The organism is Sphingomonas piscis (assembly GCF_011300455.1).
GTDB classification, from domain to species: Bacteria; Pseudomonadota; Alphaproteobacteria; order Sphingomonadales; family Sphingomonadaceae; genus Sphingomicrobium; species Sphingomicrobium piscis.
Genome location: NZ_CP049869.1, coordinates 1,133,337 through 1,148,867, shown reverse-complemented (window position 1 = coordinate 1,148,867; position 15,531 = coordinate 1,133,337). Strand labels below are relative to the sequence as shown.

At 63.5% G+C, this 15,531-nt stretch carries 13 protein-coding genes and 1 pseudogene; 4 read left to right on the top strand and 10 right to left on the bottom strand.

All coding sequences use genetic code 11. The annotated features are described in order from the left end of the window. Positions 1–6: 6 nt before the first annotated feature. The 3 genes from G7077_RS05610 to G7077_RS05600 all read right to left on the bottom strand — a co-directional run bounded on the left by G7077_RS05610 (position 7) and on the right by G7077_RS05600 (position 2,852). Positions 7–714 carry a sterol desaturase family protein gene (locus G7077_RS05610; RefSeq protein ID WP_425505316.1) on the bottom strand — a complete coding sequence of 236 codons (708 nt, stop codon included), beginning with the start codon at positions 712–714 and terminating at the stop codon, positions 7–9. 139 nt (positions 715–853) lie between these two features. Further along, a complete protein-coding gene (locus G7077_RS05605) occupies positions 854–1,981 on the bottom strand; it encodes an NAD(P)-dependent alcohol dehydrogenase (RefSeq protein ID WP_425505315.1) in 1,128 nt (375 codons plus the stop codon). Between the two features lie 304 nt (positions 1,982–2,285). Further along, positions 2,286–2,852, bottom strand: coding sequence for a DUF1579 domain-containing protein (locus G7077_RS05600; RefSeq protein ID WP_166410848.1), 567 nt, complete (start codon positions 2,850–2,852; stop codon positions 2,286–2,288). A 218-nt stretch (positions 2,853–3,070) separates the two neighbouring features. Between G7077_RS05600 and G7077_RS05595 the strand changes: the two genes are divergently transcribed. Next, complete coding sequence (locus tag G7077_RS05595; protein ID WP_166410847.1) at positions 3,071–3,685, top strand: hypothetical protein; 615 nt, start codon at positions 3,071–3,073, stop codon at positions 3,683–3,685. Between the two features lie 143 nt (positions 3,686–3,828). Then, complete coding sequence (locus tag G7077_RS05590; RefSeq protein ID WP_166410846.1) at positions 3,829–4,170, top strand: hypothetical protein; 342 nt, start codon at positions 3,829–3,831, stop codon at positions 4,168–4,170. A gap of 62 nt (positions 4,171–4,232) precedes the next feature. Here G7077_RS05590 and G7077_RS05585 read toward each other — a convergent pair whose 3' ends face one another. From G7077_RS05585 to lptF, 3 genes are all read right to left on the bottom strand, one after another. Next, positions 4,233–6,752, bottom strand: a complete 2,520-nt coding sequence (locus tag G7077_RS05585) for a TonB-dependent receptor (RefSeq protein WP_166410845.1) — start codon at positions 6,750–6,752, stop codon at positions 4,233–4,235. Positions 6,753–6,832: 80 nt separating this feature from the next. Further along, positions 6,833–7,930 (bottom strand): LPS export ABC transporter permease LptG, encoded by a 1,098-nt coding sequence (gene lptG / locus G7077_RS05580; RefSeq protein WP_206367703.1) that lies wholly within the window; start codon positions 7,928–7,930, stop codon positions 6,833–6,835. Beyond that, positions 7,927–9,147 (bottom strand): LPS export ABC transporter permease LptF, encoded by a 1,221-nt coding sequence (gene lptF / locus G7077_RS05575; protein WP_246167422.1) that lies wholly within the window; start codon positions 9,145–9,147, stop codon positions 7,927–7,929. The genes lptG and lptF overlap by 4 nt, the downstream gene beginning before the upstream one ends. A gap of 98 nt (positions 9,148–9,245) precedes the next feature. On the opposite strand from lptF, the gene G7077_RS05570 reads away from it, so the two are divergent. Continuing rightward, entirely contained in the window at positions 9,246–10,274 is a 1,029-nt protein-coding gene (locus G7077_RS05570; RefSeq protein WP_166410844.1) for a diacylglycerol/lipid kinase family protein, read from the top strand. 8 nt (positions 10,275–10,282) lie between these two features. Then, positions 10,283–11,146 carry a hypothetical protein gene (locus G7077_RS05565; protein WP_166410843.1) on the top strand — a complete coding sequence of 288 codons (864 nt, stop codon included), beginning with the start codon at positions 10,283–10,285 and terminating at the stop codon, positions 11,144–11,146. On the opposite strand, the gene G7077_RS05560 is transcribed toward G7077_RS05565, so the two are convergent. From G7077_RS05560 to G7077_RS05545, 4 genes and pseudogenes are all read right to left on the bottom strand, one after another. Then, positions 11,103–13,076 carry an ATP-binding protein gene (locus G7077_RS05560; protein ID WP_246167420.1) on the bottom strand — a complete coding sequence of 658 codons (1,974 nt, stop codon included), beginning with the start codon at positions 13,074–13,076 and terminating at the stop codon, positions 11,103–11,105. The genes G7077_RS05565 and G7077_RS05560 overlap by 44 nt on opposite strands. 57 nt (positions 13,077–13,133) lie before the next feature. After that, positions 13,134–14,332 (bottom strand): annotated as a pseudogene (spt, locus tag G7077_RS05555) (serine palmitoyltransferase). Continuing rightward, positions 14,329–14,574: an acyl carrier protein gene (locus G7077_RS05550; RefSeq protein ID WP_166410841.1), complete on the bottom strand. Its 246-nt coding sequence runs from the start codon at positions 14,572–14,574 to the stop codon at positions 14,329–14,331. Before G7077_RS05550 ends, spt begins: the two are co-directional and overlap by 4 nt. A 61-nt stretch (positions 14,575–14,635) precedes the next feature. After that, the gene (locus G7077_RS05545; protein WP_343040019.1) at positions 14,636–15,526 is read right to left on the bottom strand and encodes an NAD-dependent epimerase/dehydratase family protein; all 891 of its coding nucleotides are present in this window, start codon (positions 15,524–15,526) and stop codon (positions 14,636–14,638) included. Positions 15,527–15,531: the final 5 nt, after the last annotated feature.

Genomic DNA, 15,531 nt, shown 5'->3' with positions numbered 1-15,531 from the left:
AAACGCTTAAGCGGCGTCGCGCTTGCGGGGATGCCCGGTCGCGACGCCGCCCGACAGCTCCGCTACCCACGGGTAACGCTTCGCCACCTCAGGCGTATAGCCGAGGTTGAACACGGTCGGGCTCTTCGCAGGGCGCTCAGCCCGGTCGTAAAACGTGCCGAGCTTCTTGTCCCAAAAGTAACTGGTGATCCCGTAATTGCCCCGTTCATCGTGGAAATGGTGAGCCATGTGGCGCTTCTTCATTTCCGCAATGATCTTCAGCCTCGGCTTGTAGGCGAGATGCTGGATGCAGTGGACGAACTCGTAGACGCAGGTGGTGATCAGCCCCGCGGCGAAGGCAGCCGCAGCGCCGCCGATCCCGCCGATCGCATAGCCGACCGGGATCGAGATGATGCCGATCGTCGGCAGCGTCGTGTGCAGCGCGCCGAACAGCACCTCCAGATGATTGGGATCCTGGTGGTGATCGTAATGTATCCGCTTCCAGGTCGAGGCGAGGAAGGGCACCTTGAACATCCAGTTCGAGTGAAGCACCCAGCGGTGAAGAGCATACCAAACGGCCGGATAGAGGCCGACGATGACGCCGGCCGCAAGCACAGTCCGTACCGCGCTGGCCGGATATTCGGTCCACACCGCAACCGAGATCAGCGACAAGGCGATGTAAGCGAGGATCGCCGGATACTGGAAGTAAGCGGCCCAAAGCTCCTTCAGCGTCATTCGGTCGAGATAGTGCGACCGCCGCCAAATGCCCCCGCTGATCACTTCCTGCTTCACGTTTCTTGCCTCAATCATGCTGCCTGACGGCGCCTCGCGCCTTATCTTGGGTCGGCGTCATGCAAGTGCAATGAGGCGGATTTTAGACGTTGGTCTTTTCGGACCCCTCATCGTCGGAGTTCTCCAAGCTCGCCATGTCGATGACATAGCGGAAGTGGACTTCGCCACTCTCCACTTTCTTCATGGCGTCGTTGATCTGCTGGATTGGGATGATCTCGATCTCAGGTGCGATGCCGTGCTGGGCGCAGAAGTCGAGTACCTCCTGCGTTTCCTTGATCGAACCGATTAGCGAACCTGAAACGTTGCGGCGATGAAAGGCGACAGCCTGATTGTCCACGGGTGCCATGGGCTCCAGTGCTCCAACGATTACCAGACTCTTCTCCCGCTTCAGAAGCGCGATGAAAGCGTTGATGTCATGCTTCTCCGGCACGGTTGAGATTATGAAGTCGAATGAGCCGGCAAGCGCCGCCAATTCCTCTTGCTTGGCCTGGACCTCCTTCTCGATCGCCACATGAGAAGCACCCAGCTTTCTCGCGTCCTCCTCTTTTTCAGAGCTGGTTGTGAAAACGGTCACTTCCGCGCCCAATGCCCTCGCGAGCTTCACCGCCATGTGGCCAAGCCCGCCCAGGCCAACGACCCCGACCCTGTCGCCAGCCTTCACTTGCCAATGTCGAAGGGGTGAAAAGGTGGTGACCCCGGCGCAGAGTATCGGGGCTGCAGCTTCCGGAGAGAGGCCATCCGGGATCTTCAGCACGAAATCCTCGTGCACCACGAGATTGCTTGAATAGCCTCCGAACGTATTGTCGCGGCCGTACATGTTGGTGCCCGTTTTCGCCTTCTTGGACGGAATCATCGGCCCATTGTAAGTTGCAAGCCAGCTGTTCGGCCCTTCGCAATATTGCTCCAGTCCGTCCCTGCATGGCTCACAGCTCCGGCAGCTGTCGATCATGCAACCGACGCCAACGATATCGCCGACCTTGAACTTGCCGCTTTCCGGAGCCCTTGCCACTCGCCCGACGACCTCATGTCCAGGCATGCAGGGGTAAACGGTGTTCGACCATTCGTTCTTCACCTGGTGAATGTCCGAATGACAAACTCCGCAGTAGAGAACGTCGATCAGCACCTCATCAGCTTTGGGTTCTTCGCGCTCGATCGTGATCGGCTTCAGGCGCGAATAGGAATGCTTGGCAGCATAGCCTGTGGTGGAGATCATAAACACTCGCGATTCTGCTTGAGGAGACGTTTTCCTGAACGCGGCTGCGGCCAACTGGATGCTCATCCAGGCTTTGGTCTTTAGCCCATGTTCGGAGGTCCGATTTCCAGCCCACCGAGCCGATCAGCGAACGTCTACAGTCGACTTATCACAGGCTTGTGCCGTCATCGAGCCACGGACGACCGGGTAGCGCCCCTCTGGTCAACGTCGATCCACCGGCTCCCGAGGGAGCCACTGTTTCCTTGCCGCACCGAAGAACAACCCGTGGATACAGGTCCCAGCAGCACGCCGTCCCATAAAATCATCTTTGACGTGGGACGCTGCCGCCTGATGGCCAGTCAGTGGGACCAACTCGGCGCATTTCCATGCTGAAAAACTGCCGGGGTGCTTGCCCATCCACCACATATTCGCCGATCTCCTTCCACAAGCCGTCCTGGTAGACCGCTGTGTAGCGGATGGCTGAAGGTCCAGCCGGCAAGGTCCATACGTATCCGGAAGTCGTGGGCTCGATCTTGAACACGCCGAACCTCCCTTCGGCATGGCTCGCCATCCGGTATGAGTGAGTAGCTGGGTCGTAGCTGATCATCGCCAGCGCGTTGAACGCGGTGCTCCCATCGGGCTGGTAAGCTCGACCTTCGATAAGTCGAACCGTTCCTTCAAGGATCGAGCCGCTGCGCTCAGTATGAACAACCGTTCTGTCGCCAGCAGGACCGCGGTGCACGGCTTGTCCCTTCCAGATACCGTCCATCCAAGAGAATTTTTCCATCGCCGCCTTCTCTTCGGCCATAGACGCGGATCCTTCACGCGTCTGAGCACCGGCCGGCATCGCGGCAGTGAATAGGAGGGCGGCAATCGCAGTCTTGATCACGTCTTGAGTCCTTCTGGGGTCGGTGGCAGCAGAACAGAATGCCGCCGGTCGCAGTTCGTCAGCCCGCAACGAAGGTCTCAGCCAAGCACACTTTCGCCAATCAGGTTCGCGCTTTCGTGAATCGTGCGTGGAGCTTGCCTGGCGGTCGGATAACCGGAGCAGTCGCGGCTGCCGCAGTTATGTTCACGACGATCTCCGGTGCGTTTCAAACCGGTGACATGCCCATTTTGCCTCGCACGCTGTTCTGGTCCGTGTTGATCGGCTGGAACACGATTCTTTGGCGATGTTGGTTCGCTTGGCGGGTGCGTAAGCCGCAGGATTGGTGGCAAGCCGCCGCACTTGGAACGATCGTCCTCAACCTCCCGATCCCGGCTGAGGTTGCGCTTCTTTCCCGTGTCATGGGTGGGCAGATTGCGTCCACTTGGCCCGCAATCTGGCTATATGCCGCGTTAATCAGCGTTGCCTTGGTGCCTGTAATCGCTTTGGCGCTGCCGGCGCCGCCTTCCGAACCTTATGCGTTTACGAAAGGTGTCCTGTGGAGGGCAGGCGCACGGCAAGCTTCTGATGTGCAGGCCGTCGTTGCAGAAGACCATTACTGCAGGATCTTCCTGCACGGTGAGCGAAGCACACTGGTCCATGCTCGTTTCTCGGACGTCGTTACCGAATTGCTTAATGCAGACGGCCTGGTTGTTCGGCGGGGTCACTGGGTTGCTGCGGGGGCCGTGACCTCTGTTGCGCGACAGAATCGCAAGTGGGTCATCGAAGCTGCCGGCCAGAAGCTGTCAGTGGCTGCCTCCTGTGTATCTCAGCTACGTCGAAGTGGCTGGATATGAGTAGATGCTGACGCAGGGCTTCAACTTGCCTCAGAAGCTTTGTTCTGGCTTGCCGAACGAAGTTTAGCAGCTTGCGCCTCTTCCATACGAATCGTCGCTGTCCACCCGTTGCGCGCGTCCCGATGCACAGCAATTAAGCAAGCATGAGTTTCGCCCGCACCGTCATGCTTGCCACTTCGGCAGCCGTGCTGGTTGCGGGCGGCTATATGCTGGGGTCGTTGAACCGCGCTCCCGACGTGTCCCCGGCTAGGAACGACAGCGCGTCGCCCCGGTATGAGGCGCAAGTTGCGGATGCCTATCGACGTTGGGCGAAGGAGGGCGGTCTGTCCGAGGAGGATGCCCGGGCCCAATGGCCGTCCGCCCGAACCATGTTCATCCCGACTCGTGATCAGGGCAGCGGTGTGAATTGCATCGAGCTTGTCCTTGAGCGCGGCGGTGTCGGGGTAATCCCGTTTACTGCTACCGAGGGACGTCCACTCAGCTGACACAGGATTTCAGCGACGTCGAGTAGACGTCGGCGACCTGTGCCCGGTACCCGCTGCGTCGGCTATTCCTTGTTGAACCGCTTGCGCAGCGACAGAGTGACGGTGCGCCCGACCGGATCGGAAAAGGCCCGCTGATTGCGGACCGGCACATTGCCGAAGCCATCCTCAGCCCGCGCCCAGCTATCGAGCAAGTTTTCGACCTCGAGCTTGAGGTGCAGTTTGCGGGCCCATTCGCGGCCCTGGAAGACTGCGAAAAGGTTTAAGTCGGTGCTGGCGTTCAGCTTTATCAGGGACGAGTAATAAAGGTCCGAGGCGGGGTTGCCGGTGAGGACGCGGTATCTGCCACCCATCCATCCATCGACATGGAAGTTGATGGCGGGATGATTGAGCGAGAAGTAGTACCAGGTCGAAAAGCGGCCGGTATTCCAGCCCTGGATGGTGTCCCCGTTGAGCAGGTCGAAGGCAGCGGTGCCGGGCCGGAGCCGAAGCTTGTCGGTGAAACGGTAGGTGGGTCCGACGCCGCCATAGTAAGTGAGCTGTGGCGGGCTCTTGCCGTCCTTGCCCTGGGGCTTTTCCTTGCCGAGCGTGCCCGAGAGCGAGAAGACGACGTTCAGCTGCTTCAAGCGCTCTTCATAAAAGTTGGTTGGGCGGTAGAAGACGGCGGTCAGACGGTCTGACGCCGGATCGCGGACGAACAGGTCGGGAAGCACGGATTCGGCCCGCGGAGTAACGGCGCGCACGAGGCCTGTTTGATTGCGGATGGTGACGTCCTCATAGGTGGCGCTCACTCGCCATTGGCGCTTCTCCCACGGCTGCCAGTTTACCGCGAGGGAGCGCGTACGGCGGCGCTCGGCCTTGAGGTCGGGATTGCCGCCGGTGGTGAGCGTCACAAGCTCCGTTCGGCCGGCCGTATAGTCGAAGACGGGAATGTCGATCAGCGTGGAGGCCGGTGAGGAGAGCTGGTCCAGCGGCGGAGCGGTGCCGATGCTCTTGTCCTGGAGCAGCAGTTGAATGCGCTTGCGCGGTGTCCAGGACAGGCCGGCGGTGCGGTCGGTGAGCATGCCGTACCCGCCGATATGACGCGCGGTGGCCGAGCCGTTCAGCGACAGGGTGCCGGCCCAGGGAAGGACGTTGTCGTCGCGTGAAGCTATGGGGATGTCGAGGGCAAGACTGCCCTCCTTGCGGGTGCGCCCAAGGTCGAGGCGGAACGGGTCGGCACCTCGGGTGCGCGAGCTGGCGGTTGCGCGCTCAACCTCCGCCGTCGCCGTAACGCTGACATCGCCGGCGGGGAGATGCAGCGGGCTGTTGGTGACGACCGACTTGGCGCCTATGGTCCGGGTTCTGAGGCGAGAGCGGTTGGTCAACGGGTCCCCGAGCAAAGCGGGGTCCAGGGGGATGAAGGGGTTGGCGCCGGCGGCGATGGCGGCGTTGGCCTGACCGACGTCGTACCTGATCTCGCTGATGCCGCGCCCGACCTGCTGTTCCACCGAGCCGGTGAGATCCCAGCGCCAGCCGGCAATGGCGCCGCGCAAGGTGCCGGCGCCGCGCAGCTTAGTGGTGACCTGCGACTGGGTGAGTAAGTCCGCCTCGGTCAGGTAACGATTGAGGACGACCGGGGAGCCGAAGGGCGAATAAGGGATTGTGCTTGGCACCAGCAGGCGGGCGGTGGAGGGACCCGAGATGAGGTCGTTGCGGCTTCGCTCGGCACCAAGGCTGAGTGAGGCGCCAAGCTGGCCGATGCGGTCGCCCCAGGTGACTTCCGCCTTGCTGGTGTGATTTTCGGGACTGAGTCCGGTGCCGGGGTAGAGAAAGAGGCGCGGGCGGTTGGCGTCTCCGGCGAAGTTGCCGAGGGTGAGCGCGGCGCCGGTGGGCACGGGCGCAACGGTGACAGGCGTTCCCGCAAGCGCTGACAGCGCCGGGTCGATCTCGCCGCCGTCCATGGCCGTGATGTTCCCGACCGCATCGAAGACAATGTCCGGATTGGCGAGCACCTCGCGCTCGGACAAGCTGATCGTTCCCGTGCGCTTATGTTCGAGGTTGAGCGACAGGCGGGAGCTGCCCCTAAGGCGGGTGACGCCCAGCTTGGCATTGCCCGAAAGGCCGCCGAGGTGGGTGGTGGTGCCAAGGCCGAGATTGATTTCGGTCTGCTGGAATTGTGGCTTGGTGATGAAGTTGAGCACCCGGCGGGTCGGGGGATAGCCGAAGCGCAGCGCCTCCGGCTCGGGCAGCACCTCCATCTTGGCGATCGCTTCGGGCGGCAAGGTGCCGACCTCCTGATAGCTGGAGATGCGCTGGCCATTGAGAAGGAAGATGGGGTCAGAGCCGTCGGCGGACTTGGTGACGGGGGCGACAGCCTTGAGCAGGTCCGACATGCTGCTGGCACCCGTGGCGGCGATCGCCTCTTCATCAAGGGTGGCGAGCGGCGCGACCTTCTTGATCGCGGAACCGCGATAGCCGGTGACGACGATCGTGTTCGGGTCGTCCGCGGCTGGTGGAGGCGCGCTATCCTGCGCGTGCGCGTGGCCGCTGAGCAGGGTGGTGCAAAGGAGGAAAGCCGCGCCGCGGCTGACAAAAGGCTTCACGCATTCCCCCCCCCGCAGCCGAGCAGCGCTTGTTTATGAAGCGCCCGGTTGAACGGCAACCCTCCCAGTCTTTGTCCGGATTACTCTTCCGACCTTATGAGCACAGTTTCCCCGATTAGCAGGAAGAGCAGGAACGGCGACCAGGCCGCGAGCAGCGGCGGGTAGGCGCCGACATTGCCCATCGCGATGCTGAAGTTGTCTGCGACGAAATAAGCGAAGCCGAGCGCCATGCCGGTGACTGCACGCAGCAGCACCTGGCCCGAGCGGGCGAGGCCGAAGGCGGCAACGGCGGCTAAGAGCGGCATGAGGACGGCGGACATCGGGCCGGCGACCTTGTGCCACAGACCTGCCTCGGCGGCTTCGGTCGGGCGGCCGGCGACGCGCATCTGCTCGACGCGCTGCTTCAGTGTGAAGAAGTCGAGCTCGTCCGGGTCGACCTTGGCAAGAGTCAGGGCGGCCGGGGAGACGCCGTTCATGGCGGCAAGCTCCGGTTGCTTGCGGACGAAGTTCATCGCCGCGTCGTAGATGCGTACATTTGTAAGGCGCCAGTGATCGTCCGCGGGTTCGGCGCGGTCCGCCTGAACGATCCGCTGGAGGATGCCGCCGCGCCGCTCGTAGATGGTGACATGCTCGGCATGGAAGCCGCGGCCGGTGCCGCCGACATGGCCGGCGCGGATGTAATCGGGGCCGCTCAAAAGCCATACATTGCTGACGATACCGCTTTCGGCGGGCACGGGCTTATAGTCATTATCGCTCCAGGCGGTCACGGTGCGGGTGGCGTTGACGACGACGCGCTCGTTGAAGGCGAAGGACAAGGCAGCGACGCCGAAGCTCGCCAGAACCAGGGGTGCGAGGATTTGATGGGCGGAAATGCCTGCCGCCTTCATCGAGACGATTTCGCTATTCTGGTTGAGACCGACGAAGGCGATGAGGGTGCCAAGCAGGACCGAGAAGGGCAGGAAGCGCGCAACCAGGATCGGCACGCGCAGCGAGACATAATGCCACAACTCCGCCTCGCCGTTGCCGGGCACGGCGAGGATCTTGCCGGACTCGCCCAACAGATCGAGCGTCATCAGGATCAGCACGAGGGCGAGCAGCACCGCGAGGCTGCGCGAGACGAACAGCTTGATCGTGTAAAAAGCGATCTGGCGGGACGGGAAGAAGCTGAGATTGATCATGCCGCCCGGCCCTGCGGCAGAAGGCGGCGGACCGACTTTGCGACGATCGCGAAGAAGCGCTCGAGTGCGCCGATCGGCTGGCCGCCGGGCTTGTGGGCGATGACGTGATACATCCAGCCGATCATTCCGGCGAACAAGGCGAACGGTACCCACAGGGCAAGCACGGGATCGAGGCGACCGTTCTCCCCCATCCGCGCCCCATACTGGTTGATCTTGTGGTAGGCCACGATGACGATGATGCCGACGAAGATGCCGAGTGCCGAGGAACTGCGTTTCGGCGGAACGGCAAGCGCGATGGCGAGCAAGGGCAGCAGCATCATGGAGAGGACTTCCACGAGCCGGTAATGGAAGTTGGCCTGGGCCGCGACCTTGAGCTCCGGATTATTGCGGAGATAGCCCTCGCGGAACAGTTCGTTGCTGGTCAGTTCCTCCAGGTCGTTGCCGCGGTTGCGGAAACGGTCGACGGCCGGAAGGTTGATCGGCAGGTCGTAGCTGTTGAACGACAAGGTGCGAGGGGTCGCGAACTTGGGCGAGTCCTGAATGAGGCGGCCCTTTTCAAGTCGGAACAGGATGACGTCGGGATCATCGGTCGACAGGAACCGGCCGCTTTCGGCGGTAGCCGCGACCGACATCCCCGACTTGTTGTCGTCGACCTGAACGAAGATGCCGTGGAGCTGCGTCCCCTTCTCCTCGCTTCGGTCGATCCGCAACGTCATGCGCCGGCCGAGATTGTTGAACTCACCGACCTTGATCGACGCGCCCAACGCGCCGGAGCGAAGGTCGAAGCGGAGGCCTTCGTAGCGATAATTGGATAGTGGCTGGAGGTAACCGATGATGCCGAAGTTCAGCAGCATCAGCGGAATGGCGTAAGCGTAGGGCACCCGTAGCAGACGGCCGTAGCCGGCGCCGATGCCGCGCAGGGCGTCAAGCTCCGATGACAGGGCCAGCTTGCGGAAGGCGAGCAGGATGCCGAGCATCAGGCCGATCGGGATACCAAGCCCAAGATATTCCGGCAGCAAATTGGCAAGCATGCGCCAGACGACGCTGACCGGGCCGCCGGCGGCGACCACGAAGTCGAACAGGCGTAGCATCTTGTCCAGCACGAGCAGCATGGCGGCGAGGATCAGGGTGCCGAGCAACGGCACCGCGATGGAGCGCGCGAGGTAGCGGTCGATCAGCGGCAGTCCGCGCACGTGAAAACGTTCCAACACCATCATTTGGCCGCAAAGCGGTCCGAAGAGAGCACCCAAGACGGATGCCTGGGGTCATGCCCTAGCGCCGTCGAGTGCCGATCGTGAAGTTATTTCAGACGCCAATGATCAGTGGAGACAGCGCAGCCGCCGTGTCCGGGCTCGAAGCACCGGCCGTTCCGTCGCGCCGTCCGCGGATCGCCTTGCTGTCTAACCCCAAGTCGACCGGCAACCTCGCCCAGCTGCCGCGGATCCGCGCCTTTTGCGCCGAGCACCCCGACATCTTCCATTATGAGGTGGAGAAGGCCGACCAGATCGGCGAGGCACTGAAGACGATCGCGCGCATCCGGCCCAAGGTCCTGGTGATCAACGGCGGCGACGGGACGGTTCAGGCGGCGCTGACGGAGATTCACAACGGCGCGCACTTCGGCGACGCGCCGCCGCCAGTAGCAGTGCTGCCGAGCGGCAAGACCAACCTCATCGCGCTTGACCTCGGTGCGCGGGGCGATCCGATCTCGGCGCTGGAGAGGCTGCTGGAGATTGCGCGGAGCGAACTGAACGAGCATCTGGTCGCAAAGGAGCTGATCGCGCTTCGCCACTCGGAGGCGCAGGTGCCGGTCATCGGCATGTTCCTCGGCGGCGCTGGGCTTGCGGATGTGATGCTCTACTGCCGCCATAAAATCTATCCGTTGGGCCTTCCGAACGGGATCAGCCACGTGATCACCGCTTTCGCCGTTCTGATGCGGATTTTCCTGCATCTGCGCGCAAGCTTCCTGCCGCCCCACCCGTCCCCGCTGCAGGTCTCTTCGAAGAGCGAGCGGCTGAACGGGCGTTTCTCGCTGCTTGCCGTGACGACGCTTGAGCGCTTGTTGCTGTCCAGTGAGCTTGGCGGCGCCCATCGTCCGGGGTCGCTCAAGCTTCTGGCGATCGACGAGCGGCCGCTATCCGTCCTGCGCGCTTTGGTGGCCACGCTGATGGGTAAGCTTGGCCGATCCAAGCTCCAGGGGGTGCACTTCCAGGAGACGGACGAGGTCCAGATCGAGGGCGATCGCTCCGACGTCATCCTGGACGGCGAGACCTTTCGGGCCCAGATCGGCCAGCCAATCGTGCTTCGCGCCGCCCAGCCATTGTCGTTCGTCCGCCTCGCCGCCTAAGCCAAGCGATGTACGACCTTCGAGGCCTGGTCGAGCAGGAACTTCTTCAGCCGGTCCAACCCAAGGTCGCAAGCATGGCTGTTGCGATCGCCGGCCAGCATCCGGGCGCCGCGCGCGCGGTCCTCTTCTACGGCTCCTGCCTGCGCGAGCGGCAATTCGACGGGCTGATGCTCGACTTCTACCTGATTGTTTCCAGTTATCGGCAGGCCTACGCAAAGCGTTGGCTGGCAACGGCAAACCGGCTGATCCCGCCCAACGTCTTCTATTTCGAGCACGACCGCCTCGTCGCCAAATATGCGGTGCTAAGCGAGGCGGACTTCCATCGGCTCAATGGGCCGGAAACGGGCAGCGTGTCGGTGTGGGCGCGCTTTGCCCAGCCATCGCGGCTCGTCTGGACGAGCAGCGAACAAGCGAAGGCGCATGCGATCGACGCCGTCAGCCGCGCGGTTCCGACCTTGTTCGCCGCGGCAGGCGAGGTAGCGGGCGAGCCGCTGCTGGACCGCTGGCGCCGTGCCTTCGCGCTGACCTATTCCGCCGAGCTGCGAGCGGAGCGGAAGGGGCGGGCAGCGTCGGTGGTGGATTCCGACCCGGACCGCTACCGCCGGTTCGGAGAAGCTGCGCAACTCGAGCGACCCGCAAACGCCGCGAAACAGCCGAGTTGGCGCCGACGGAGGCTGGAAGGCAAGGCCTTGTCGGTGGCGCGCTTAGCCAAGGCGAGCGCCACGTTCGCGGGCGGGATCGATTACATAGCGTGGAAGATCAACCGCCACGCCGGCACCACCATCGAGATCAAGCCGTGGCAGCGGCGCTGGCCACTTCTGGCCGCGCTCAGCCTTGCGCCGCGGCTGCTGCGAGCGGGCGCGGTTCGCTAGGCGTTCGGGACAGCGCCGCGGCCACGGCACTGGCCAGTGCGCTTACGGTGAACGGCTTGCGCAGCAGCTCGTAGCCGGCCAGGTCGTCGCTCTCCCCTTCGCCGACGTAGCCGGTGACGAACAGCACCGCGAAATGGTCATGCTCCGCCTTTAGTTTCCGGATCATCTCAGGCCCGGTCATCTCGGGCATGATGACGTCGCTGATCACGAGATCGAACAAGTCGGTTCGGAAGAGCTGAAGCGCTTCGGCGCCGCTGGCGCAGGCAACCGGCCGATATTCCAGATCTTCAAGCGCGCCGATGGTGGAGGCGCGCACCCTGGGGTCATCCTCGACAACGAGGATGCGCGCGCCGGTGACCCGAACGTCATCCTGATCCTGCATCATGCCCATGGCAGCCGTCGTGACCGCGGGTGCAGCGCTGCGGGGAAGGTAGATGGAGACCGTGGTTCCTTTGCCGACCACGCTTTCGATGCCGACCTCGCCGCCCGACTGATGGGCGAATCCGAAGATCTGGCTGAGGCCGAGACCAGTGCCCTTGCCGACCGGCTTGGTGGTGAAGAAAGGCTCGAATGCGCGCTCGATCACCTCCGGAGCCATGCCGCAGCCGGTGTCGCTGACGCTGATGCGGACATAGTCGCCGGCCTGAACGTCGCCGATTTCGCCTGCGGCAAGAGTGACGTTGCGGGTGCTGACCTGCATCCTTCCCACGCCTTCCATCGCGTCCCGGGCATTGACCGCGAGGTTGACAATGGCGTTTTCGAGCTGGTGCGAGTCGACGTAGATGGGCCAAGTTCCGGGGACCGCATCGACTTCGACCTGGATCCGCTCGCCGATGGTGCGGTCTAGCAGGTCCGACATTCCCGTGACGAGTTCGGCCGGATCGACGCTGTCCGGCAGCAAGGGCTCCGACCGGGCGAAGGATAGAAGCCGCCGCGTCAGTGCGGCGGCGCGGGTGGCGCCCTCCATCGCATTGTTGAGGTGGGTCATGATCTCGCGCCGAGGGCCATTGAGCCGCCGGCGGGCGAGATCGATGCCGCCGACCACCACTGCAAGCATGTTGTTGAAGTCGTGCGCGATGCCGCCGGTGAGTTGCCCCACCGCCTCCATCTTCTGGACTTGCCGAAGCTGCGCCTCGGCCGCCTCGCGCTCCTCAGCCTCGGCACGGAGCGCCTCATTGGCGGCGCGAAGCTCCTGGGTGCGTGCCTCAACGGCCATTTCCAAGGACTCGGCGCGGTATGCTTCACCCTCGGCCTCGCGGCGGCTGGCGGCATTCTGTCGGACCGCCTGAACCGCGATCAGGCCGAGGAAAATCGCGCCTGCGCCGACCAGGAGGCCGAGCCAGCTGAGGTAGTCGGACAGGCGGTCGGCCTCGGCGGAATAGACTTCGCTCTGCTGAATCCGGGCACGTAGCGCCTGCCGCTCGGCCTTTGCGATCGTGTCGAGGGTTCGGCTGAGCTCCGGGCCGGTTGGCGACTGGGAGGCGACGTAGAACAACGTGGGGCCGACCTGCCCCTGCTTGGCGGCGGCGGCGCGGGCGGCGGCCGCAAGCTCCTCGCCACGCTTGCGGAAGAGGTTGTCGAGGTATTGGGTGCGGCGGCGCTGGTCGGCGTTGCGGCCCAGAAGGCGCCGCAGTTCGGCCAGCTGATGCTCTGCTAGCCGCCACTGGCTGTAGTAGATGTTGCCGCTGAGATCGACGCGTTCGTCGAGGACGAAGCGGCCCAGCGCTGCTTCCGAGCGGGAGATGCTGGCGTCGACGCTTCGAACGAGAAGGGCCACGTCGTAGGCCCGGCGCTCGTTCGCCAATGCCCGTTCCCGAGCATCGTTGGTCAGGGCGACGAGGAAGACCATGCCGAGCAGGATCAGCGCCGCAAGTAGCGCCGCCGCTGCCGCTCCCCCGCCCCGCCAGTCGAAGCGATCGTCGTCGTCCACCCCAGACGTCATGGCGTCAGTGTAGGCGACCCGACGCAAGTTCGGAAGTGCAACTCGTCAGATGCAGCCCACGGATCGCCCGGCGGCCGCGAACATGCCGAGGATTTCCTCCACCTGCTCGGCGCTGTGCTCGGCGCAAAGCGAGCAGCGAAGCAGGGTCATGTTGGCGGGTGTTGCGGGTGGACGGGCGAGGTTCACGTAAAGGCCCTCCTTCAGCAAGGCCTCCCACATGGCGGCGCCCGTCTCGAGGTCGGGCATGATGACGGCGATGATGGCGGACTGCGGCTCATCGGTCCCGAGCTTGAAGCCAAGCTCACGCAAGCCGGCGTGGAGCCGTTGGCTGTTTTCCCAGAGATGCGCCCGCTTGTCGGCGCCGTGCATCAGCTTGCGGATGGAGGTGGCGGCGGTGGCCACGACCGAAGGCGGAAGCGAGGCGGTGAAAACATAGGGGCGGCAGACGAGACGCAATATCTCGAACTTGGGGTGATTGGAGACACAAAAGCCCCGACCGTACCGACCGACTTGGAGAAGGTGCCGATGATGAAGTCGACATCGTCGATGATGCCCTGCGCTTCGGCGACGCCGCGGCCATGCTCGCCGATGAAGCCCATCGAGTGGGCTTCGTCGACCAGCACCATCGCGCCATTCTCCTTGGAGACGCGAACCATTTCCTTCAGCGGCGCAATGTCGCCGAGCATTGAATAGACGCCTTCCAGCACGACCAGCTTGCCGGCGCCTTCGGGAATGCGCTTCAGACGCTTCTCGAGCGCGTCGATGTCGTTGTGACGGAAGGGAACGATCTGCGCGTTCCCAAGAGAGCAGCCGTCGTAGATGGATGCGTGACTGTCGATATCGAGGACGATGTAATCGTCCTTGCCGGCGATCGTCGAGATGATCCCGAGATTGGCCTGGTAGCCGGTCGAGAAGACCATCGCATGGTCCATGCCGTAGAATTCGCGAAGGGCCTGCTCAACCTCACGATGGCCCTGGTAGGTGCCGTTGAGCACGCGGCTGCCGGTGGTGCCGGAGCCATAATCGTCCAGTGCCTTCTTGCCCGCCGCAACCACGTCCGGGTCGAAGGTCATTCCCATGTAATTGTAGGTGCCGAGCAGGATTGTGCGGCGGCCATTGCAAATGGCAACGGTCGGGCTTTCGACCCGCTCCATGACGAGGTTGAACGGATCGGTGAGGCCGGTGTCGAGAAGCGCGCGGCGCTGCTCGATCAGCGGGTCGAACTTGGAAAAGAGGTCGGTCACGCGGCCTTGAGCTTTTCCACCGCGTCGACGAGCTGGCCGACATTCTCGATCTCGGCCTGCATGTTCATGCTGATGAGGACGTCGAACTCATCCTCGATAGTGGCGACGAAATCGAGCACAGTGAGGCTGTCCCACTCCAAGTCTTGGGCGAAGCGGGTCGCCTCCGTCACCTCGACGCCCTTCTTGTTGAAGGGCTCAATCAGGGAGAGGATCTTGGCTTGTGTTTCGGCACGGTCGGTCATGGCGGTTCCGTCTAAAGAGCGGCCCAGCCTTTCGCAACGTAGTGGGGCGCAAATAGGGCGCCTAGAGCCAGCCGTTGGCCTTGTACCATTCCGCCGTCGCCGCAAGTCCGTCAGCAAGCTTAACGGTTGGCTGCCACAGTTCAGGCGGCACGGCGCGCTCTGGAGCGGAAGTCCAGTCGGGGTGGCAGAAATAAGACGCTCGATCGCGGGTCAGCTTGGCGCCTTCGCGCCGGATTGTTTGGTCGAGCAGGGCGCCAATCTTCAAGGCGGAACGCGGCATGGAGACCGGGATGGTCCGGCTGCGTCCAGTCGCCTTGCCGAGTGCTCGTGCAAGGTCGGGGTGAGCCAGGCCGCCCGAGCCGTCGTCAGGCTCGAAGATGATGCCGGAGGGCGCATCGCCGTCTGCTAGCCGGAGCAGCAAGCGCGACAGATCGTCGGCATGGATGATCGAAGCGCGGCCGGCGGGCGGCAGCATGACGATGCCGCGCTTCGCCCATCGGAACAGCTCCAGCGTTTCCTTGTCGCCCGGTCCGTAGACCGCGGGTGGGCGAACGATCACCCAGTTCAGTGTCGAGGCGCGCACCACGTCCTCTGACCGGGACTTCGACCCACCGTACATGGACACGGACGGTTCCCGAGCGGCGAGCGACGACACGTGGACAAAGCGGCGCACACCGGCAGCCTGGGCCGCCTCGAGCAGGGTACGCGTGCCCTCGACATTGGGAATATCGAAATCCTGCGCCGTGCGGCCGGAGATTGTGCCGGCCATGTGGATGACCGCGTTCGCGCCTTTGACCAGGGCTGCCAGAGATTGCCGATCGTCCAGCGCGCCTTCGATCCAGGTCACGCCACGACGCGGCTTCATCGACCGGCGAGTCAGGGCGGCGATCTTCCAGCCGGAGGGTGCTTGTTCAAGAAGGCGAGATCCGATGAAGCCGGTCCCGCCGGTCACCGCCA

Coding starts and splice junctions, on each gene's coding strand:
- G7077_RS05570 (WP_166410844.1), top strand. CDS start 9,246: ATGATCAGTGGAGACAGCGCAGCCGCCGTGTCCGGGCTCGAAGCACCG.
- lptF (WP_246167422.1), bottom strand. CDS start 9,147: ATGATGGTGTTGGAACGTTTTCACGTGCGCGGACTGCCGCTGATCGAC.
- G7077_RS05550 (WP_166410841.1), bottom strand. CDS start 14,574: ATGACCGACCGTGCCGAAACACAAGCCAAGATCCTCTCCCTGATTGAG.
- G7077_RS05590 (WP_166410846.1), top strand. CDS start 3,829: ATGAGTTTCGCCCGCACCGTCATGCTTGCCACTTCGGCAGCCGTGCTG.
- G7077_RS05565 (WP_166410843.1), top strand. CDS start 10,283: ATGTACGACCTTCGAGGCCTGGTCGAGCAGGAACTTCTTCAGCCGGTC.
- G7077_RS05610 (WP_425505316.1), bottom strand. CDS start 714: ATGACGCTGAAGGAGCTTTGGGCCGCTTACTTCCAGTATCCGGCGATC.
- lptG (WP_206367703.1), bottom strand. CDS start 7,930: ATGATCAATCTCAGCTTCTTCCCGTCCCGCCAGATCGCTTTTTACACG.
- G7077_RS05595 (WP_166410847.1), top strand. CDS start 3,071: ATGCCCATTTTGCCTCGCACGCTGTTCTGGTCCGTGTTGATCGGCTGG.